Origin of the sequence: Acidovorax sp. 22279 (assembly GCF_052045435.1) — a bacterium.
Lineage (GTDB): Bacteria > Pseudomonadota > Gammaproteobacteria > Burkholderiales > Burkholderiaceae_C > Acidovorax > Acidovorax delafieldii.
Genome location: NZ_JBQEOV010000001.1, coordinates 400775 through 422054 on the forward strand (window position 1 = coordinate 400775; position 21280 = coordinate 422054).

The following is a 21280-nucleotide window of genomic DNA, read 5'->3' on the forward strand; positions in this document are numbered from 1 at the left end:
CTGCGGCGGTACCGGCACCCACGCCAGCACCAACGGCAGGCAGCAGCCGCCCGCCGCCCCGCGTGCTGTGGGCCATGCTGCTCACGCTGCTCAGCGGGTTCGCGCTGAGCCAGGCGTTTCGCACCACCACTGCCATCCTGGCCCAGGGGCTGACCGCCGAGTTCGGGCTGTCGCCCGGGTCGCTGGGGGCCTTTGCCGGGCTGTTCGGCCTGTCGTTCGGTGTGGCCCAGTTGCTGATGGGCGTGGGGCTGGACCTGTGGGGCCTGCGGCGCACGGTGCTGACCGCTTTCCCGCTGGCGATTGGCGGGGCCGCGCTGTCGGCGGCAGCGCCCGGATACGCGTGGCTGATGATGGGCCAGTTAATGATCGGCGTGGGCTGCTCGCCCGCGTTCCTGGCCTGCACGCTGTTCATTGCTCGGCACTTCCCTGCCGACCGGTTTGCCTACCTGTCGGGCGTGGCGATGGGAGTTGGCGGGCTGGGCCTGCTGTTCACTGGCACGCCGCTGGCCTGGCTGGTGCAGCACGGTGGCGGCTGGCGCACGGGCTATGCCGTGCTGGCGGTGCTCAGCGCGCTGTCGTGGCTGCTGATCTGGCTGCGGGTGCACGAGCCTGCCCCGCTGGTACCGCCCCCGGCGCAGCGCGAAACCTGGGGCCAGGCGCTGCTCGGCTTTGGCCAGCTGCTCACGGTGCCGCACACCTGGGGCATCCTGCTGCTGGGCATGTCGGGCTACGCCGCGTTTTTGTCGCTGCGGGGCCTGTGGCTGGCACCGTTGTTGATGGAGCGGTACCACCTCACGCTGGTGGACAGCGGCAACGTCGCGCTGGGCCTGTCGTTGATTGCGCTGTTTGCACCCGGTCTGGCGGGCCAGCTGGACCCGGGCGTCAAACGCCGCCGGCGATGGATTGGCAACGCCTCGCTCCTGATGGCCGGGCTGTTCGCGCTGCTGGCATTTTTGCGGGTGCACCCTGCCGCCAGCGTGGTGCTGATCCTGCTGATGGGGCTGCTGTCGGGCTACGGCGTGCTGCAGTACGCCGACGTGCGCGCCTCGTACCCACCCGCACTCACCGGCCGGGCCCTGTCGGCCTACACGATGGCAATGTTCCTGGGCGTGGCGCTGATGCAGTGGTTCACCGGCATCGTGGCCACCGGCGCCCAGCGCCTGGGTTGGGATGCCCACACGGCCGTCATGCTGACGATTGCGGCCTGGCTGGCGCTGGCGTCGGTGGCGTTTCGTTTTTTGCCTGTGTCGCCACTGGTTTCTTTGCAAGCATCAGAACCCAGATAGCCTCTAGCGCCCACCTAACAAGCACCAGCAGCTATCAATTTTGTTGAACTGCAGGCGGCATCCGCAGCGGAATCGTCACCGGCCCGTCATTCACCAGATGCACCTGCATGTCGGCTGCAAACTGGCCGGTGGCCACCACGGGATGGATCTTGCGCGCCTGGGCCACCAAGTAGTCGTACAGCCGCAGCCCTTCATCGGGTGCCGCCGCTTGGGTGAAGCTGGGGCGGTTGCCGCCGGTGGTGTCTGCCGCCAGCGTGAACTGGCTGACCAGCAGCAGGCCGCCACCGATGTCCTGCACGCTCTGGTTCATCTTGCCTGCGGCGTCCGAAAAGATGCGCAGCTTCAGGATCTTGGCCAGCAGCCTGTCGGCTTCGGCCTCGGTGTCTCCACGCTCCGCACACACCAGCACCAGCAGCCCCGCGCCGATGGCGCCTACGGTCTGCCCGTCCACATCCACACGCGCTTCACGCACACGTTGCAATACGCTGATCACTTCACGGCATCCTTCACATCGTCACGGGGGTCGTCGAAATGCGCCTCCACATCGGTGGGCAGCAGCTCGATGGTGGCACGCAGGCCGGGCACGGCGGTCATCAGCGCGCGCTCGACCTGGCCGCGCAGCTCGGCGGCGTGGCGCAGGGTCCAGTCGGCGGGCATGTGCAGGTGCATGTCCACAAACTGGCGCTGGCCCGCGCGGCGGGTGGAGACATGGTCGAACCGCACAGCGCCCGGCGCCTGAGCGGCCACAAACTGCTGCAGCGTGGCGTCGATGGTGGACTGCACCTCGGGCTCCACCGCCGAATCCATGAGTCCCTGGGACGACCGCCACACCAGCTCCACGCCCTCTTTCAGGATGTTCAGCGCCACAGCAATGGCCGCCACCGCATCCAGCCACAACCACCCGGTCAGCGCAGCGCCCGCAATGCCCACCAGCACACCGGCCGAGGTCCACACGTCGGTGACCAGGTGGCGTGCATCGGCCTCCAGCGCGATGGAGCGGTGCTCGCGCGCCGAGCGGAACATCACCCAGGCCAGCAGCCCGTTCAGGGCCGAGCTGAGCACCGACAGTCCCAGGCCCCAGCCCACCTGCTCGATGGGTTGTGGGTCAAACAAGCGGTGCCCGGCCGCCCACAGAATGCCCGCCGACACGCCCATGATGAGGATGCCCTCAAAGCCCGAGGAAAAGTATTCGGCCTTGTGGTGGCCGTAGGGGTGGTCGTCATCGGCTGGCCGTGCCGCCACCGTCACCATGGCCAGCGCAAACATGGCGCTGGCCAGGTTCACAAACGACTCCATGGCGTCAGACAACAGACCCACCGAGCCCGTGACCACCCAGGCCAGCGTCTTGAGTGCAATGGTGACCACCGCCACGGCCACCGAGGCCCACAGCAGGTTGCGGGGTGAAAGCCAGGGGTGGGATGCGGGAGAAGATGCTGACATGGCGGGTGGGCGAAGGAGCGGAAACAGGCGAGTCTGAAATTACACCAGAGCCACCTTAAGAACCTGTTCAGAATCTGAGCGCCGTTTAACAGCAGGCCCCGGCCAAGAGCCTGTTCAACGTCTTTTTGGAGTCGCACAACGCCCTTGCCCGAAGGGTTGGAGTGAAATCGGGCCGATGAACTCGGAGTTTTGGCGCCCCGGCTGCTTGCATGGGCACGAGCCCATGCGGCGTATCCGAAGCATCCACTCCTCCCGATTGCACTCCAATGCGATCTCCAAAAAGACGTTGAACAGGCTCTAAGGCCCCCATGCCAGAATCCGCGCATGCTCCCCGCCTGGCGCCGCCTTCTGCCCCGACACGCCCTGCACCTGCCCAGCCTGCTGTTGTGGGTGGCAGTGGCCTGCATCGGTTGCGGCTGGCTGGTGGTGGACCGCCTGCAGCAGCTGCACGCGGCGTTTGAGACCGACGCGCGGATCGTGCACCGGCTGCTGAGCCAGCGCGTGGTGCAGCACGACGCCATCATGGCCACGCTGGCGCTGCTGCAGCCAGCCGCTGCGGCGGATGACCTGCACAACGCGGCATCGCCCCTGCCCCGCCTCACGTCGGTGTATCCGCAGATCCTGGCGGTGCTGCAGCGCTCGCCCCACAGCGACTGGCCGCCCGCACTGCAGGCCGAGCTGACAGCCGCCGAGGCCACCTCACGGCGCACCGGCCACGCCGCTACGGCAGGCCTGAACCTGCCCGCAGGCCGTTACTACCTGGTGCTGGCGGGCACGCCAGCCAGCTATGCGCTGCACATCGACCTGCGCACCACCATCCCCACCGACGAGTGGCCCATGGACATGGCCGCCAGCCCGGTGCGCGTGACGCTGGAGCATGGCGGCACGGCCTTTGTGGTGCAGCCCGGCCAGGCCGACCAGGGCAGCGGCATACGCACCTACGACTTTCACAAACTGCTGGCCGCCGCCAGCCAGCCGCTGGACGTGGTGGCCCGCCGCACCGTGGGCCTACACGAACTGCCCTGGTGGCGCATGTTGGGCTGGTGCCTGCTGACCGCAGCGCTGTGGGCCGCAGGCCGCGCACTGTGGCGCCAGCGCGTGGCGCGCCAGCGGGCCGAAGAGCTGCTGCGCCTGGGCCAGGTGGCGCGGCTGAACACATTGGGCGAATTGGCCGCTGGCATGGCCCACGAGCTGAACCAGCCGCTGACCGCCCTGCTGTCCAGCACCCAGGCCGCCCAGCGCCTGCTGGCCGACGACCCACCCGACCTCGACACCGCACAGACCGCCATGGCCCGCGCCGTGGAGCAGGCGCGCCGCGCATCCACCGTAGTGGGCCGCCTGCGCCGCCTGGTGGAGCGGCCCGACCTGGCCGGTCAGGCCCAGCCCCTGGCACTGCCCACCGCCGTGCAGGACGTGCTGCACCTGCTGGAGCCCGAGCTGGCACAGCGCGGCGTAGTGCCCGAGGTGTCTGCCGCAGCAGACCTGCCCCCGGTGCTGGCCGAACCCGTGGCCCTGCAACAGATCATCCACAACCTGCTGATGAACGCGCTGCAGGCGCTGGAGCAAGTGCCGCTCGCTGAACGCCAGCTGCACCTTGCAATGGCGCAGGCTGGTGCCGGACAGGTGACGCTTTCGGTGCGCGACCACGGCCCCGGTATCCCGCCCGAAGCACGCCAGCACCTGTTCGAGCCCTTCTACACCACACGCAACGGCGGCCTGGGCCTGGGCCTCACGCTGTGCGAGAGCCTGGCGCAGGCCATGGGCGCGCATCTGAGCCTGGCGCCCGAAGCCACGCCCCCATCCGCCGCCCAACGGGGGGCTGAGTTTGTGCTGACCCTCAAAGTCGCACCACCCACCGATGACCGATAGCGCCCCCTCCCTCTCGCCCCTGATCCACCTGGTGGACGACGATGCTGCCGTGCGCGAGGGCCTCTCCCTGCTCATCAGCACCGTGGGCCTGCGCGTGCAGACCTGGGCCGACCCGCAGTCGTTCATGGCCGGGTTTGACCGCGCCAGCATCGGCGCCATCGTTCTGGATGTGCGCATGCCGGGCATCAGCGGCCTCACGGTGCTGGAGCAACTGCTGGCGCAGGGCGCGGACCAGCCCGTGATCCTGCTCACCGGCCATGGCACGGTGGAGATGTGCCGCCGCGCCTTCAAGACTGGCGCGGCCGAGTTTCTGGAAAAGCCGGTGGACGACGAAGTGCTGATCGAAGCTCTGCAAAACGCCGTGCGCCAGCATGTGCGCTCGCGCGAACGCCACCAGGCAGACCAGCAGGCGCGCGAGCGTTTTGCGCAGCTCTCGGCCCGCGAGCGCGAGGTGCTGGGACTGATCGTGGAGGGTCTGACCAACAAGGAAATCGGCCGGGCGCTCGAACTATCGCCCCGCACGGTGGAAACACACCGCGCCAACCTGTTTGCCAAGCTGGGGGCCGAGTCGCTGGCGCAGCTGATCCGGCGCTACGCGGCGCTGGTGGACGCGGCCGCGTGATCTGCCCCTTGGCGGGCTTTCCGTAGTTCTACGGAGGCCCGCGCGTAGCCGCCCGAATGGCCGAAAACGGCGGCCATTTCTACAGTTCTCCCACGGCGCCACAACGGGTGGCACCGACCCAGAAACACCGGAGAACACCATGCAAAACCGCCTCGCCACCGTCGCCGCCCTCACCCTGTCCCTGATCGCCACCGCCGCCAGCGCCGAAGGCGTGCGCACCGAAAAGAACATGTCGCTGGACCTGGCCACGCAGATCGCCGCGCAAACCGTGGCCACCTGCACCGCCAACGGCTACGCCGTCACGGCCACCGTGGTGGACCGCGCAGGCACCGTGCGCGCGGTGCAGCGCGCCGACAACGCCGGCCCCCACACGCTGGAAGCGAGCCGCCTCAAGGCCTACACCTCGGCATCGGCCAAGAACACCACGCTGGCCATGATGGAAGGCGCGCAGAAGAACCCTGCTGCGGCCAACCTGGTGAACATCCCCGGCTACCTGCTGCTGGGCGGCGGCGTGCCGGTGAAGGTGGGCAACGAGGTGATCGGCGCTGTGGGCGTGGGCGGTGCACCCGGCGGCCACCTGGACGAGCAGTGCGCGGTGGCGGGCATCGCCAAGGTGCAGGACTTGCTGAAGTAAGCCAGCCCCACCACAGGCACCTAAGCATTCAACGGAGGCCCCCATGAAGCCGTGGAATCTTGTTTTCGCCCTGGCCGCCGCACTGGCCTGTGCCACCCCGGCCCAGGCCCAGGTGCCACCCACGGCGGCCGAAACAGCGGCCTACCAGGGCCTGCATGCCGCTGCGGCGCGGGGCGATGTGCCCAGGCTCACCCAGCTGATCGCAGCGCGGGCCGATGTGAATGCCCGCGATGGCTACGGCCGCACGCCACTGCATGTGGCCACCTATGCGCGGCAGGCCGACGCTATCCGCGCCCTCGCCCAGGCTGGGGCCGACCTGAATGCGCTGGAGAACGACCGCTACGACGCCGTGACCATCGCCGCCGTGGCCGACGACGAGGCCACGCTGCGCGTGCTGCTGCAGCTGGGCGCCAGCGCCAAACAGGTGACCAGCCGCTACGACGGCACGGCCCTGATCGCCGCCGCCCACCTGGGACACGACGGCGTGGTGCGTCAGTTGATCGCCGCCGGAGCGCCGCTGGACCATGTGAACAACCTGCACTGGACGGCGCTCATCGAGTCCATCGTGCTGGGCAACGGCGGTCCGCGCCACCAGGCCACACTGCAAGCCTTGCTACAGGCGGGGGCCAGCCAGGCACTGACCGACCGGCAGGGCAACACGCCCCAGCAGCTGGCGCGCCAGCGGGGCTTTGGAGAGATGGTGCGGATGCTGGAGGCTGCCGCAGCACGGCGCTGATGCCGCCAGGGCAGGACGCGCACCTACTATCAAATTGATAGCTATTGGCGCATGATTGACTAGCGCATCCGGCGCTTTTTACTCAAAGTCCTGGGTTCCCGTCACCAGGCGGGCCTTCACGGTCTTGCCCTTCACCCGGCCCTGGTTCAGGCGCTGGGCAGCTTGGGCGCCGATGGCACGGTCCACCGCCACATAGGTGGAGAAGTCGTTCACGTTGATCTTGCCGATCTGCTCTCGGGTGTAGCCCATCTCGCCGGTCAGCGCGCCCAGCACGTCGCCCGCACGGATCTTCTCCTTGCGGCCACCGATGATCTGGATGGTGACCATGGGCGGCACCAGCGGGCCGTTGCCGGTCGGTGTCAGGTCGGCCACGGGGAACCAGCGCGACTCTCGGCCCTGCAGTTGTTCGATCTTGCCCACGCTGCCCATCTCGTCCAGGCTGGCCAGGTTCAGCGCCAGCCCTTCAGCATCGCCCCGGCCCGTGCGGCCGATGCGGTGGATGTGCACCTCGGGGTCGGGCGTCACGTCCACGTTGATCACGGCGGCCAGGTTGGCAATGTCCAGCCCGCGCGCGGCCACGTCGGTGGCCACCAGCACCGAGCAGCTCTTGTTGGCAAACTGCACCAGCACCTGGTCGCGCTCGCGCTGCTCCAGCTCGCCAAACAGCGCCAGCGCGCTGAAGCCCTGGGCCTGCAGCACGGCCACCAGGTCGCGGCACTGCTGCTTGGTGTTGCAGAACGCGATGGACGAATCGGGCCGGAAGTGGTTGAGCAGCAGCGACACGGCATGCAGGCGCTCGCTGTTCTTCACCTCGTACCAGCGCTGCTCGATCTTGCCCTCGGCATGCTGCGCCTGCACGGCGATCTGCTCGGGCGACTTCATGAACTGGGCGCTCAGCTTGGCGATGCCCTCGGGGTAGGTGGCCGAGAACAGCAGGGTCTGGCGCTCTTTGGGACACTGCTTGGCCACCACGACGATGTCGTCGAAGAAGCCCATGTCGAGCATGCGGTCGGCCTCGTCGAGCACCAGGGTGTTGAGCGCCTCCAGCGTCAGGTGCTGGCGCTCCAGGTGGTCCATCACCCGGCCGGGTGTGCCCACCACGATGTGCGCGCCATGCTCCAGGCTCAGCATCTGGCCGCGCAGCGGCACGCCGCCGCACAGGGTCACGACCTTGATGTTTTCTTCGGCACGCGCCAGGCGGCGGATTTCAGTGGTCACCTGGTCGGCCAGCTCGCGCGTGGGGCACAGCACCAGGGCCTGTACCGCAAAGCGGCGGGGGTTGAGGTTGGCCAGCAGCGCCAGCGCAAACGCGGCGGTCTTGCCGCTGCCGGTGCTGGCCTGGGCGATCAGGTCCTTGCCCAGCAGGGCGGGCGGCAGGCTGGCCGCCTGGATGGGCGTCATCGTGGTGTAGCCCAGCTGCTGCAGGTTGGCCAGCATGGCGGGGCTCAGGGCCAGCGCGCTGAAATCAGTGCGGGCTTGGTTTTCTTTGGAGGTCATGGGCGGATTATCCGGTGCGGGGTATCCGGGCAACTACCTTACGCTTCCGTCAGGTGTATCGGCTATAACAAACAGATACGTACCGAGCGGTCCATGCCAGACTCATCCAACGCAGCCAACACGCCAGGTCAAGGGGGTTCCAGCGACTCGCTGCTGCGCCTGATCGCCGACTCGGTCCCGGCCCTGATGGCTTACTACGACCTGCCAGGCCTGCGCTGCCAGTTCGCCAACCAGGGCTACGCCGCCTACAACGGCCACAGCACCGAATCCATCCTGGGCCTGACCGTGCAGGAGGCGATTGGCGACAAGGCCTGGCAGGCCATCCAGCCGTACGTGGAGCGATGCTCGCACGGTGAGCGCGTGAAATACACGCGCGAGCAAACCCTGCCCAACGGCGAGGTGCGGATGATCGAGGTCAACCTGATCCCGCATTTTGGCAACGCGGGGCTGCAGCTCGGCTCCTTTGTGCTGATCACCGACATCACCGAGCGTTGGCGCGCCGAGCGCGAGGTACGCCAGAGCGAAGAACGCATGCGCAAGTTCACCGAGGCCACGGACGAAGCCATCGTGTTCCATCGCGACGGCATCATCACCGACGGCAACGAGGCACTGTACCGCTTGACGGGATTTGCACTGCACGAAGTGCTGGGCCTGTCGATCTTCAACTTCATCAGCCCCGAGTGGCGCGCCACCGCGCTGGAATACACCCGCAGCGGACGGGAGGATCCGTACGAAGTCACCATCCGCCACAAGGATGGGCATCCCATCCCCGTCGAGGTCGTCGGCAAGACCATGCCCCTGCACCATGCCGACTACCGCATCGTGGTGGTGCGCGATATCACGGCCCGCAAACAGGCGCAGGAGCGCGAAGCTTTCATCGCACTGCATGACCCCCTCACACAATTGCCCAACCGGCACTTCCTGATGGAGCAGCTGTCGCAGGTGCTGTCGCTGGCCCGCCGGCGGCATGGCCGTGTGGCGGTGCTGTTCATGAACCTGGACCATTTCAAGACCGTGAACGACTCGCTCGGCCACCATGCGGGCGACCAGCTGCTGTGCAACGTCGCCGAGCGACTGCGCCAGGGTGTGCGCGATGCCGACGTGGTCGCGCGCATCGGCGGCGACGAGTTTGTGGTGGTGCTGACCGACGTGCAGACGCCCGAAGACGCGGCCATGGTGGCCGACAAGCTGCTGGAGTCCATGCACGGCGTTTTCACGGTCGATCAGCTGCCGCTCACCATCTCCCCGTCCATCGGCATCAGCCTGTACCCGGACCACGGCGGCAGCGCCGACATGCTGCTGCGCTGCGCCGATGCGGCCATGCAGCATGCCAAGGACAGCGGGCGCGGCAACCGCCAGTTCTACGCCACCAGCATGGAGGCCAGTGCCCTCGATGTGCTGCACCAGGAGCGCCTGCTGCGCGACGCCATTGCACGCAACGACTTCGTGCTGCACTACCAGCCGCAAATTTGCCTGGCCGACGGTTCGCTGCAAGGCCTGGAAGCGCTGGTGCGATGGCTCCACCCCGAGCGTGGGCTGGTGGGGCCCGACGAGTTCATCACGTTCTCGGAGTCACGGGGCCTCATCACGCCCATCGGCCGCTGGGTGATGCGCGAAGCCTGCCGCCAGCTCAAAGCCTGGCAGGACCAGGGCCTGGCCAAGGTGCCCGTGGCAGTCAACCTCTCGGCCCTCGAATTCCGCCAGCGCGATGTGGCCGCTGAAATCGCGGCCGTCCTCCAGGAAACAGGGCTGGAACCGCAATACCTGGAGATCGAACTGACCGAGTCCGTGCTCATGCACCAGACTGGCCAGACCCTGAACACCCTGCACGCCGTCAAGGCATTGGGCGTCGGCATCTCCATCGATGACTTCGGCACCGGGTACTCCTCCCTGGCATATCTGAAGCGCTACCCCATCGACAAGCTCAAGATCGACCGGTCATTTGTCACCGACACCCCCGGCAGTGCCGACGACGTCGCCATCGTCACCGCCATCATCCAGATGGCCCGCAGCCTGCAGCTCAAGACGGTGGCGGAAGGGGTGGAGACGCAAGGGCAGATCGCATTGCTCAAGGAACTGGGGTGCGATGTGATCCAGGGGTTTGTGGTGTCGGTACCGATGGATGAGACGATTGCGCGGGAATGGCTGGAGAGTAACGGTAGTGGGTAAAACCGTTTCCGACGGATGGACCGCCAGCCCCCCAGTTCTCGGTGAAATGGCTTAGCGGCAGCCAACGGCTGGGCCCGCTCTCATTTCCTGCTCGCACATCGAATCGCGTCGATCTCACAAGTCACAGAGGCCGAGAGCGAACGCTTGCAGGAAAGCCGGCGCCCTACAGTACGACACTTGGATAGCGCTCACCCAAGTGGGCGCTATCACAAGCAGCCGTGCGTTCAGGCTTCCTTGTTTTCTTTGATGCTGAAGCCCATCTGGCTGGTAGCGCCCTTGCCGCCTTGGTTGGTCTGTTCGGAGTACTCCGTCTTGATCTTGGCAGCCTGGAACGCGTAGTTCACGACCACGGTGTCGCCAGAACTTGTACCGCTGACGGTCACGTTGGTAACCATCACGTCCGTCAGGGTGATCTTGCCGAATTCAATCTGCGTGCCACCGGCCTTGCACATCGAAATTTCTACCTGACCCAAATGCTTGCCCGTGGCGCAATGCTTGAGCACGGCGGGATAGCACTTGTCGATGTTGGCGACAACATTCAGGTTTTGAAAGTCAGCCTTACCGGCACCGGCACCACCACCAGAGGCCATAGAGTGCGGCTGGGTCACACCCCAGGTAAACGACTCGACATCCGTCCAATCCTTGTGCGCTGCGTCTTTCGATTCACCGCTCGCACCTTCCACCTTCATAAAAATCGCAACTGTCATTCGGGTACCTCTCCTTGGTTCAAAAATGCGTTGCAGGCGCCGTTGCTTGAACGGCACACGCACGCTCTCAATTTCCGCAGAGGCAGCGTTGCGCCCCCACAGAATTCACGACTGAAGGAGAGGTACGAAGCTCACAGCCGGCATGCGAGACATGCGCAAATACTGTGCCATACGCCACCACTACGCTCACCTTGGAAACGTGTGTTTGTTTGTGCATATGGAGCTTCGCTTGCTTGAATTCCCCTCCCTCGCAAGCTTGTTGGCGGGCGGATGATACGGACGCCAAGCGCCCGGAGGGGTATCAAGTCACAGCAATTCAGCGGCTCTCAGCAACATTAGCAACAGTGTGTTTCGCGGCATCTGAAGTCGTGGTTTTGTGACGTTTTTTGCAATTTGTCCACGTTAGACTCGCCCGCCACAAACGCACTACAAGCAACTTGGCGATGAGTGCTCTTCAGGAGGCGAACATGACTGCGAAGGGTTGTGCCAATGATTGACTCTAGTGGCTTGGCGAAGAAACAAAGATGCCAGAGCCTTCCCCGTCCATCGAAAACGATTGAGGGCGTTGAAACAGTCTTCCATACCTCAGGGGCGCAGTAGTCCGACAAGTTGCAGCGGTCAAGCTGCGACAACGTAAATGGCATACACAGCGAGACAAGTCAGCACATTGCAAGAGCAGGCAGGGTCAGCTCCGATTGCAGTAGCACTGAAGATCTACTGACCGCTTGGGAAAAGCCGATGAGGCGATGAATACACAGGGAGCCACGTGATGATTGAGACCGCAGGAGGTTCGGCAAACTGCCTCGCGCCGGGCGTCCATATCGGTGAATACCGGCTGTTGGACGTCATTGGAGAAGGTGGTTTTGGCATTGTGTATCGCGCCCGCGATGTGAGCCTTGACAGGATTGTTGCCATCAAGGAATACATGCCCGCCACGTTGGCGGGGCGTAAATCATCCAACGAAATCCACGTCCGTTCGCAGCATCGTGGGGCATTCGATGCCGGGCTGCGAAGCTTCATCAACGAAGCCCGACTGCTGGCCAAGTTCTCGCATCCAGCCCTGGTACATGTGTACCGATTTTTCGAACTGAACGGCACGGCCTACATGGTCATGCGCCATTACGAAGGGCAGACGTTCCGAGCATTTTTGAATGCCCAACAAGAACGCATGAATCAACGCATGCTGGCCGCGATCGTAGGCCCCATCCTCGATGTCGTCGAGATGCTGCATGCAGCCGATTGCTACCACCGCGATATCGCTCCCGATAACGTATTCCTGCAAAACTCAGGGATGCCTGTGCTGCTCGATTTTGGGGCCGCTCGGCGAATCATCGGTGACATGACGCAGGCCCTGACGATGGTGTTGAAGCCAGGCTTCGCTCCCATTGAACAGTACGTAGATGACGGCGCCATGCCACAGGGAGCATGGACCGACATCTACCAAATTGGCGCGATGCTCTACCTAGCAATCACCGGGAAGCCACCAGCAACATCGGTCGCCAGAATGATCAACGATCCGGTGGCAGCTTTATCGCCCGCTGACTACCCAGGATACTCATCCCAGTTTCTGCGTGGAGTGGGTCACGCATTGGCGGTGAAACCTCAGGAGCGACCACAGACGATTGCTGCACTCAAGGATCTGCTCGGCATCACAACGTTCACCATGCCCATGCATGCGCCCTGGCACGATGTCTTACCAGGTGCGCAGGTGGTTACCTCTTCGCTCCCCCATCCAACGCTCGCAGCCTCGGACAACACGGGCCTGCATGGCTCGTTGAAACCCACTGGCGTAGTTACCGAGGCCAACGCATCATTGCCGTTAAACCATTCGGCAGAACCCGCTCAGCGCGAGCCCGTTACCGCGATGGCCACCCATGCGAACCAGACACTTCCGCAAGCAGCAGTCGTCGCCAGCGACATCGACATACTGAAGTTTGCCCCCCAGACATCGTCTGCTGCATTAACTAGCAACGCCACAGCAACGCCCCAACTGCCCGCGAAGCCGGACGCTCGAGAACGCCAAAATGCGGAGATCAGCAGCGATCTGCGACACACGCGCACACGCGCTTTGACGCTGCGATGGACGATTGCGGCCCTCGCGCTGTTCGTAGCCACTGCGTTGGTTCTTTGGTTGACCAAGCACGACGTGGCCGCGCACCAGTCGGCGGAAGAGATAGCACTGAATCTGGAAGACCAACATTGGAAAGAAGCACAAGCTGCGGGCTCTGTAGCCATGCTGGACTCGTACCTGAGCGCCTACCCGAAGGGCAAGCATCGCAGCGAAGCGATGGCCCTCATCAATCGTCTGGAATTTCTAGAACCGGTTGTCAGTCCGCCGCCACCTGCCTTAGCGTCAGCACCCACCCAGCCTGTCGTTGCCGCGACCTCTGCCCCCTCAGCGTCAGAGCCGCCTGCAACAACGGCCTCAAAGGCCGTGGCAGTGGCAGCGACGACGCCACCGCCTGCACCCAAAGGAGATCCTGCCGTTGCAGATTGGGTAGTAGCAGCCAAGACTCCGCCAAAGACAGCGGGCGAAGTAGGGCGTGTTGTTCTGCGCGTAAGCCCATGGGGCCGGATCTCGGTGAACGGCAACTCTTTGGGAACCACGCCACCACTGACTTCCATCGAGCTTCCTGAAGGCTTGCATCGCATTGACGTGAGCAATCCGGCCGCAGCGCCAGTCACCAAGACAGTCCAGGTCAAAAAAGGCGAGCCGGTGGTGATCAGTCACCAGTTCGAATAATTCACGTCCGCGAGCGCCTGCTGTCGATATGCCAATAAACGCTTTACTGCGATGGGGAGCTTGTTGCCTGTGCCTGGGTCTCAGCACTGCAATCGCCTCGGTGGATTGCAACGAACCAAGCACACCTGAAGCGGGGAACTCGGTTTCTTCGGCTGGACGTCAATATCTGGGACAGGGCATATCGCTCTACGAGACGCGAAAGCTGGAGCTAGCAGAAAAAGCACTACAGGCTTCACTGTTTGCAGGTCTGACAGATGGGCACGAGCGATCTACTGCCCATAAATACCTTGCGTTCATTTATTGCACCAATCGGGAATGGGCCCGGTGCGACACCGCATTCAACGCAGCTTTCGACGCGCGCCCTTCGTTCACGCTCGAAGCGTACGAGCTGCAGAACACGCCGTGGCGGGATGCCTATACGAAGGCATACAGCCAGCGCGGCGCAAAGTGCGGCCGGTCCTTGGCAAGTTTCAGCAACAGTCAAGGATCTTCCCCAGGGAATGGCAACGCTCTTACCTTTTCGCTCAACAGCACTGTGATCACAGCCATCACGCCGCTGTTGGCCGTTGCAGGCTATCCCACACCATCGTTCGAACCGACGTCCCCAATGGCACTGGGTTCGCGGAGGCCCACCCGCTCCGAGAACAACATTCAGCTGCGCGTTTCACCGTGGGCCCATGTGACTCTCAATGGAAAGCGAGTGGGCGTGACTCCTCCGCTCACAGAACTCAAGCTCCCCCCAGGCTCACACAACATTGAATTCAGCAACCCCGGCTTCGATACCGTGCGCAAAACGCTCAAGGTCGAGCCAGATCAACCGATCACGATCACCCATGACTTTGACGCGAGATAAATCCATGCGAAACCGTTACTGGAGCGCCTTGATCGTCGCCTGCGCCAGCCTTCTCCTGGCCGCTTGCGAAACAGCGCCAAAGCCCCCCGAGCCGCAGGTGGAAGCACCGCCACCACCGCCACCAGCTCCCGAGCCCGTCGCACCGGTGGATCCGCGCGCGCAGAAAGAGGTACAGCTGACCGAAGCATTGAACGCGTACGCAGAAGGGCAGTTCGATGAAGCCATCGTCAAGCTCACACCTCTTGCCGACGCCCCCGAGCTACCGCTGACATTGCAAATCAAGGCCCGCAAGTTCATGGCCTTCAGCCACTGCGCCGCAGGGCGGCCGCGCCCCTGCCGACAGCAGTTCGAACTCGCCCTCGAGCAGGACCCCACGTTCCAACTCACCGAGGCAGAAAAGGGCCACCCGGTCTGGGGCCGTGAATTCATCAATGCCCGCAATGCTGCGCGTTCCAAGCGCAACACCCGCAAGACATCTTGACGCTCCTCCAGACAACGCACGCGCAAATACGCAATGGACAAGATAGAACTGGTGGTCACACACGAAGCGGGTAGCCCGGTCTGCCGCTATTGGTCCGCCATCTTTGGGATGGCAGGCGGGACCGTGGGTCGTGCAGGGCAAAACAAGCTGGTATTGCCCGATGACGACGCGATGGTCGCGCGCGTGCATGCCATGGTCCGCCTTGACTCCGACCGAGCCTATATCGCCAATCTGTGCGAACGCCGCTCAGTGCGCGTAAACGGGCTGGAGGTGCTGTCCGGGCAAGAGGTACCGCTTGTACCCGGCACAAGCATAGGCATTGGTCCATATCAACTGCGCGCAGTCATTCCAGGGCAACACCAGGATGCGCAGGCTACCCAGGCGAAGGTCTCCCGCGCGTTCACAGAAGGCATCTCGGAGGCCACATCGGCAGCCGGCAGTGACATACAGCCGGGTACATCCACACCGAGCGCCAATGCCGCAACCTCGGCGATCGGGCTCGCCTCCCTGCCCAACCCCTGGGCAGACATACCAGACATTGTCGGAGGAGACGCACACCTGTCAGGCCTCTTGCTCTCGTCCCTGCCCGAAGCACCATCGCAGCACGATGCGGAGGCCAGCCCCTTCGCAATGCTTGGACGGGTCGAGGCCCGCTCTGCGGCAGCGCTCGTCCCTGAACGGTCCGCCAACGGGCCAGGGCCCGCCGCGGCACTGACAGTGGCGCAATCGGCCTCTGCCGCCCCTGTTACGGACGGGCTGCATGCAGACATTCCGACGGAACACGCCCCACCCCACCCGTTCGATATTTCTGCCGCTACAGCCAGGCCCACACAGGCATCGCCGACAGCGCATCGAGCGATGGTCATTCCCGACGACTTCAACCCATTCGCAGTTGATCCCAGGGAGCAAGCCCTCCAGCGTGACCCCTGGAGCGGGAATCTTGCCGCCAAGAGCTTGGCTGAAGTGGTTCAACTCAAGAACGATGGCCTGCTCCAGGCATTGCCCAAAACGGGGCATTTGGCGGGCGAAATGGACAATGCTGCGCATACCGGGCTGCCCAAGCAGTTGGATCCAGCCATCGAACTGAACCCGCTGAAGCTCTTTCGTGAGCCCGGGGAGTCGATGTATGTGGAGCCAGAAGACCATGGCATGTCCCGCGGCTCGGATTTGGCCCAGGTGTTCAACATGCCCCGCGATGCCCAACGGCGCCATGCGACAGAGCTGCCAGCTGCGGTCACCCATGGGCTCCCCGCCACCAACCGCCTCAACGTCGAGGCAACTCCGGTGGCTGCGCCGCCCGTTGAGTCTGTTGTAGGGGCAGGACTTCACGCCATGCAAGAGCTGGACTTGGCTCTGTTCGACGGCGGAGACGCTGCGCAGGCACTGCGGGAGGAGGACTTGCTGAAGATCGCAGATATCCAGCCGCCGCACCTACGGGAGAACGCGATCCCCACGCACGCCACGCAGCCCGCGTCACCCCCTGCGCCGACACCGACCGCCGCTGACGCCCACGTAACGGCGCAGACAACGGTAGCTTCATCGGATGCACTCGCCGCTGCTTTTCTCCAAGGCGCGGGGATAGAGCAAGGCAAAGCACACGTCACCATCACGCCGGATTTCATGCGCGCTTTCGGCGAAGCACTGCGGGTAGCGGTACAAGGCTCTATCGACCTCCTCTCCGCGCGCTCGGAAATCAAACGTGAATTCCGAGCGGACGTCACGATCATTGCCTCCGGGGCCAACAACCCCCTCAAGTTCCTGCCGACGGCAGACGGTGTGATGCTGCAGCTTATTGGACAGACGTTTCCGGGATTCATGAAGCCGGTACCCGCAATGAAGGAAGCGTACAAAGACCTGGCGGTACACCAGATCGCACTGATGGCCGGCATACGAGCCGCCTACTCAGAAGCCGTGGCAAGCCTCAGCCCAGCAGAGCTAGAGAAGAACGCTGCGGTAGCGTCTAGCCTGCTAACCAAAATATCCAGAGTGCATCGCAAAGCCGCCTTGTGGGACGACTTCCAGCAGCAATATGACTCGGTGCGTCGCCATGCAGAAGACGACCTCATGGCGTTCTCCGGGAAAACCTTTGTGAACGCATACGAAGCCGCCGCACAGTCTGCCGAGGAGCATTCGTGATCGCACATATCGCAGGAGAGTCGCACCGCCTGCGGCTGTCGGTATCGGCCATCACCGACAAAGGCGGCCGTGCCTCCAACGAAGATTACCTAGGCATGATAGATCTGGGATCGAGAGGCTTTTGCTGCACCCTGGCGGATGGAGCTGGAGGCCATGGCAACGGTGCGCTGGCCGCGCGCCTGACGGTGGACGCCGTACTCGGAGGTTACCGCGAGAACCCTATGTTTGCGCCAGCCAGCCTAGCATCGCTCATCTTTCGCGCCGAACATACAGTATCTGAAGAACAGCCCACCTCCGTTTCGCGGATGCACATGAGCGCCACCGTGGTCCTGCTGTGCATAGATCCGGTCACCGGCCGCGCGCTGTGGGCGCATTGGGGCGACTCGCGCCTTTACTGGTTCCGGGAAGGCCGGGTTCACCGCATGACCGAAGACCACAGCGTTGTGCAGCAGCTTTTGCACGCTGGCTTGTATGCCAACGGCGATCCCAGGTCGCTGCCCAATCGCAGTGTCCTGGCCGGTGCAGTGGGTGCCGAGTCGCAGGTACCGCCCACCGTGCTGCCTGAATCCGTGGAGCTGACAGAGGGTGACGCCTTTCTGCTGTGCTCCGACGGACTATGGGAAAACCTACACGAGTCCGCGATGGAACAAGCGCTGCGGGCCGCAGAGCGGCCCGACGTCTGGCTACAGGACATGGCGGAAGCCGTTCGCTCCAAAGACCGTCCCCATCAGGACAACCTCAGTGCGCTGGCCGTGTGGGTATCCCCAAACCAGACCGTCAACTGAACTGAATCGAACTGCCCACTGAACGGGAGGATGCCGCCATGCAGATGACCAAGAAAGCCGTATCAAGGCGAACGATCCTGAAGACCACCCACTGGCTGTCAATGGCAGCGCTGCCTCTGTCCGGATGCGGCGTGGTGAACACACTCAATCGCCCCAGCGAGGCGCCCACCGGGGTGCCGCCAGCCGTCATCGAGATCATCGCCGAGCGCAGCCTGAACCCTGACGTGGACGGCATGCCCAAGCCCGTACTGCTGCGCATCTACGAATTGCGCACTCCCGTCACCTTCGAACGCTCCAGCTTCTTCGACCTGTTGGACAAGGACGAAAGCCAGCTCGGCGGCGACTTCGTGCGGCGAGAAGAGATCCTGATTGCACCGGGTGAGCGCCGCGTCATCGAACGCAAAGGCAACCCCGACGTGCGTGCCTTCGGTTTCTTCGCCAGCTATCGCGACCTCGAGCGCAGCACCTGGCGTGCACATGTCGATGCCCCGAACTCGGTGGAAATGCGCCGCCGCTGGTGGGGCCTTGGAGAAACACAGCGGCTCAAACCCGTTCACTACCTGGTCACGGTCTCGCGCGACGCCGTACGGGTTCAACATCAAATCACTTCAAGGTAGAACCATGGTTTGGCAACGCAAGGTGGTGTGGGCGGAAGGGATGTTCCTGCGCCCTCAGCACTTTCAACAACAAGAGCGACACCTGGACTTTCTGATCCAAGGGCGCAGTCTTTCCGCCCAGCCTTTCTACTGGGGGTTTTCAGAGCTGACCCTGGACACCCAGATGCTGGCCCTCGGCAAGGTTGCACTGATCTCTGCGCAAGGTGTGCTACCTGACGGCACGCCGTTCAGGATCCCGGATGTGGACGATGCCCCACTACCGTTTGATGTGGGGAAGAACACCAAAGACACGCTGATCCATCTGTCACTCCCGCTGCGGCGGCGTAGCGGCGCAGAAGTAACCCTTGCCGACGACGACGCAGGCATGACGCGTTACCAAGCGCAGGTGCTGGAAGTGGCAGACATTAACGACGTTGGCGCGCAGCCGGCGGAGGTGCAGTTGGGCATCGCCCGGTTCAGCCTGCGCACATCACACGATCTTTCCGACGGTTGGGTATCTCTGCCCGTGGCCCACGTGGTGGAACGCAAGGCGGATGGAGCAGCGTTGCTGGACAAAACCTTCATCCCGACTGTCGTCAACAACTCTGAAACATCCGCACTATTCGCGTTTTGCCGAGAACTTCACGGCCTGTTGCGCCAGCGGGGCGTCGCGCTGGAGGAGCGGCTGATCCAGCCAGGGCGCGGCGGTGTCGGCGAGGTGGGTGACTTCCTGATGCTGCAATTCATCAACCGATGGGAGCCCGCGGTAGAACATTGGGTCAGGATTCGCAGCATTCACCCTGAGCGCCTCTTCGATGACCTCCTGAAAATGGCGGGCGAGCTGTCCACCTTCACCCGCGAGCAACGACGCCCCGCGCCACTGCCGGCTTATGACCACGACGACCTGCGCAGCTGCTTTCCGCCCTTGATGCTGGAACTGCGCCGCGGCCTTTCGTCGGTGCTTGAGCAAAACGCTATCCAGATCGAGCTGCAGGAGCGGCAATACGGCGTTCGTGTAGCCCTCATCCCGTCCACCGAGCTGCTGACCACCTGCGATTTCGTGTTGGCAGTACACGCCCAGACCACGGTGGAATTCCTGCGCACCCACTTTCCCACCCAGACGAAGCTGGGGCCTGTCGAGAAGATCCGGGACCTCGTCAACCTCCACCTGCCCGGCGTCACCCTGCGATCGCTGTCCGTGGCTCCACGCGAAATCCCCTATCACGCGGGGTACTCCTACTTTGAGGTTGACACCACACACGACCTGTGGCGCCAGCTCAACAGCTCAGGGGGCCTAGCCATGCATGTCTCGGGCGAGTTCCCGGAGCTGGGGTTGGAATTCTGGGCGATCCGCAGATAAGAACACCCCATGTCGATCCCAATCACGGACAACGTTTTCGCGTTCAGCGCCAGTGACCATACCGAGCATGGCGCACTCGGAACGCCTGAAATATCCATACCTGGAGCAGGCGCCCAGAACATGTCATGCACCAACCTGCCCGATGTGGTCAGCGGTGGCAATCCACTGGTGGCATCCGCGAACGTACTGCTAAATCTTGTGCCGCAGATCCGGGCAATGGCCTCCAACGCGGACCCAGAAGGCTTCCAGCGCCTGCTACTTGCGAACATCCGCGAATTCGAGCGCAGCGCGGGCGTCGCAGGCGTTCCGATCGAGACTGTTATCGGGGCAAGGTACTGCCTGTGCACCGTGGTGGACGAGGCTGCGGCGCAAACGCCTTGGGGCGGATCTGGCGTTTGGCCCAAGTTCAGCCTTCTGGTTGCGTTGCACAACGAAACCTGGGGGGGCGAGAAGTTCTTCCAGCTGCTGGCCAAGCTGGTTCAGACACCCCACCAACACATCGACCTGATCGAGCTGATGTACTTCTGTCTCATGCTCGGTTTTGAAGGACGTTATCGCGTGATCGAGAACGGGCGAAGCCAGCTGGAAACGCTCAAGGCGCGGCTGTTGGCTCTGATCGAGAGTACACGTGGCGATCGCAGCGGCGCACTATCACTTCACTGGAAAGGCGAGGAACGCAAGGCGGCGCCTCCGTGGACCATGGTGCCGCTGTGGGTATCTACAGCACTCGCGCTGCTACTCGCATTCGCCCTCTTCCTCTGGTTCAGCTACCGACTCGCAGCCCAGTCTGACGCGCTGTTCACCTCCATCAACGCTATCCGATTCCCCAGAGCCATCGCGGCCATGGCGAGCGTGGACAAGCCCAGGCTGCGTCAATTCCTCGAACCTGAAATCCGCGAAGGTCTGGTCGAGGTCATTGACCAGGCGGACCGCAGCACCATCATCCTGCGCGGCGACGGCTTGTTCGAACTGGGCTCCAACGTGGTCAAACCTCGCTATGTGCAGGTGGTTCAGCGCATTGCCACCGCCTTGAACGAAGTGCCCGGCAAGGTGGTCGTGAACGGCTACACCGACAACTCGCCCATTCGCACGGCCAGGTACCCATCCAACTGGCACCTCTCCCAAGACCGAGCTCGGTCCGTCTCTGACATGCTGCTGAGCACGGTTCGGGACAGTCAGCGCGTGCAGGCTGAAGGCCGCGGAGAAGCGGATCCTGTGGCGCCCAACACCACAAGCGAAGGCAAGGCGAGAAACCGACGCGTAGAAATCGTTCTGCTGGTCGCACCGCAGGTACGTGACAAGGAATTGCAGCTCAGCGGTAATGCCCCGCGGACTGAAAGCATCAAGAAATGAGCATGCTGAGACA

The 21280-nt window shown here is 63.7% G+C and carries 18 protein-coding genes; 14 read left to right on the forward strand and 4 right to left on the reverse strand.

Annotated features, from left to right (window positions below):
• The first annotated feature begins 74 nt into the window (after positions 1-74).
• Positions 75-1286: an MFS transporter gene (locus ACTJKQ_RS01775; RefSeq protein WP_440595931.1), complete on the forward strand. Its 1212-nt coding sequence runs from the start codon at positions 75-77 to the stop codon at positions 1284-1286.
• A 34-nt stretch (positions 1287-1320) separates the two neighbouring features.
• Here the strand turns inward: ACTJKQ_RS01775 and dtd are convergent, their stop codons facing one another.
• Both dtd and ACTJKQ_RS01785 read right to left on the reverse strand, forming a co-directional pair.
• Positions 1321-1779: a D-aminoacyl-tRNA deacylase gene (gene dtd / locus ACTJKQ_RS01780; protein WP_440595810.1), complete on the reverse strand. Its 459-nt coding sequence runs from the start codon at positions 1777-1779 to the stop codon at positions 1321-1323.
• On the reverse strand, positions 1776-2726 hold the full coding sequence (locus tag ACTJKQ_RS01785) for a cation diffusion facilitator family transporter (protein ID WP_260666163.1): 951 nt from the start codon (positions 2724-2726) through the stop codon (positions 1776-1778). The genes dtd and ACTJKQ_RS01785 overlap by 4 nt, the downstream gene beginning before the upstream one ends.
• A gap of 324 nt (positions 2727-3050) precedes the next feature.
• Here ACTJKQ_RS01785 and ACTJKQ_RS01790 point away from each other — a divergent pair, with 324 nt between their 5' ends.
• The 4 genes from ACTJKQ_RS01790 to ACTJKQ_RS01805 all read left to right on the forward strand — a co-directional run bounded on the left by ACTJKQ_RS01790 (position 3051) and on the right by ACTJKQ_RS01805 (position 6587).
• On the forward strand, positions 3051-4595 hold the full coding sequence (locus ACTJKQ_RS01790) for a sensor histidine kinase (protein ID WP_440595811.1): 1545 nt from the start codon (positions 3051-3053) through the stop codon (positions 4593-4595).
• Positions 4585-5217, forward strand: a complete 633-nt coding sequence (locus tag ACTJKQ_RS01795) for a response regulator transcription factor (RefSeq protein ID WP_440595812.1) — start codon at positions 4585-4587, stop codon at positions 5215-5217. Before ACTJKQ_RS01790 ends, ACTJKQ_RS01795 begins: the two co-directional genes overlap by 11 nt.
• A gap of 139 nt (positions 5218-5356) precedes the next feature.
• Positions 5357-5851 carry a GlcG/HbpS family heme-binding protein gene (locus ACTJKQ_RS01800; protein ID WP_056745563.1) on the forward strand — a complete coding sequence of 165 codons (495 nt, stop codon included), beginning with the start codon at positions 5357-5359 and terminating at the stop codon, positions 5849-5851.
• Positions 5852-5894: 43 nt separating this feature from the next.
• The gene (locus ACTJKQ_RS01805; protein ID WP_440595813.1) at positions 5895-6587 is read left to right on the forward strand and encodes an ankyrin repeat domain-containing protein; all 693 of its coding nucleotides are present in this window, start codon (positions 5895-5897) and stop codon (positions 6585-6587) included.
• 78 nt (positions 6588-6665) lie between these two features.
• On the opposite strand, the gene dbpA is transcribed toward ACTJKQ_RS01805, so the two are convergent.
• A complete protein-coding gene (gene dbpA, locus ACTJKQ_RS01810; protein WP_440595814.1) occupies positions 6666-8084 on the reverse strand; it encodes an ATP-dependent RNA helicase DbpA in 1419 nt (472 codons plus the stop codon).
• 93 nt (positions 8085-8177) lie between these two features.
• Here dbpA and ACTJKQ_RS01815 point away from each other — a divergent pair, with 93 nt between their 5' ends.
• Positions 8178-10253 (forward strand): putative bifunctional diguanylate cyclase/phosphodiesterase, encoded by a 2076-nt coding sequence (locus ACTJKQ_RS01815; protein ID WP_440595815.1) that lies wholly within the window; start codon positions 8178-8180, stop codon positions 10251-10253.
• 224 nt (positions 10254-10477) lie between these two features.
• Here ACTJKQ_RS01815 and ACTJKQ_RS01820 read toward each other — a convergent pair whose 3' ends face one another.
• Entirely contained in the window at positions 10478-10960 is a 483-nt protein-coding gene (locus ACTJKQ_RS01820) for an Hcp family type VI secretion system effector (protein ID WP_056059598.1), read from the reverse strand.
• A gap of 769 nt (positions 10961-11729) precedes the next feature.
• On the opposite strand from ACTJKQ_RS01820, the gene ACTJKQ_RS01825 reads away from it, so the two are divergent.
• The 8 genes from ACTJKQ_RS01825 to ACTJKQ_RS01860 all read left to right on the forward strand — a co-directional run bounded on the left by ACTJKQ_RS01825 (position 11730) and on the right by ACTJKQ_RS01860 (position 21267).
• Complete coding sequence (locus ACTJKQ_RS01825; RefSeq protein WP_440595816.1) at positions 11730-13703, forward strand: protein kinase domain-containing protein; 1974 nt, start codon at positions 11730-11732, stop codon at positions 13701-13703.
• Between the two features lie 100 nt (positions 13704-13803).
• On the forward strand, positions 13804-14556 hold the full coding sequence (locus ACTJKQ_RS01830) for a PEGA domain-containing protein (protein ID WP_440595817.1): 753 nt from the start codon (positions 13804-13806) through the stop codon (positions 14554-14556).
• Between the two features lie 4 nt (positions 14557-14560).
• Positions 14561-15037 (forward strand): TssQ family T6SS-associated lipoprotein, encoded by a 477-nt coding sequence (locus tag ACTJKQ_RS01835; RefSeq protein WP_440595818.1) that lies wholly within the window; start codon positions 14561-14563, stop codon positions 15035-15037.
• Between the two features lie 33 nt (positions 15038-15070).
• Entirely contained in the window at positions 15071-17173 is a 2103-nt protein-coding gene (gene tagH / locus ACTJKQ_RS01840; protein WP_440595819.1) for a type VI secretion system-associated FHA domain protein TagH, read from the forward strand.
• Entirely contained in the window at positions 17170-17958 is a 789-nt protein-coding gene (locus ACTJKQ_RS01845; RefSeq protein WP_440595820.1) for a PP2C family protein-serine/threonine phosphatase, read from the forward strand. The genes tagH and ACTJKQ_RS01845 overlap by 4 nt, the downstream gene beginning before the upstream one ends.
• Before the next feature lie 38 nt (positions 17959-17996).
• Positions 17997-18575, forward strand: a complete 579-nt coding sequence (tssJ, locus tag ACTJKQ_RS01850) for a type VI secretion system lipoprotein TssJ (RefSeq protein WP_233250246.1) — start codon at positions 17997-17999, stop codon at positions 18573-18575.
• Between the two features lie 4 nt (positions 18576-18579).
• The gene (tssK, locus tag ACTJKQ_RS01855; protein WP_440595821.1) at positions 18580-19914 is read left to right on the forward strand and encodes a type VI secretion system baseplate subunit TssK; all 1335 of its coding nucleotides are present in this window, start codon (positions 18580-18582) and stop codon (positions 19912-19914) included.
• Positions 19915-19923: 9 nt separating this feature from the next.
• Entirely contained in the window at positions 19924-21267 is a 1344-nt protein-coding gene (locus ACTJKQ_RS01860) for a DotU family type VI secretion system protein (RefSeq protein ID WP_440595822.1), read from the forward strand.
• The last annotated feature ends 13 nt before the right edge of the window (positions 21268-21280 follow it).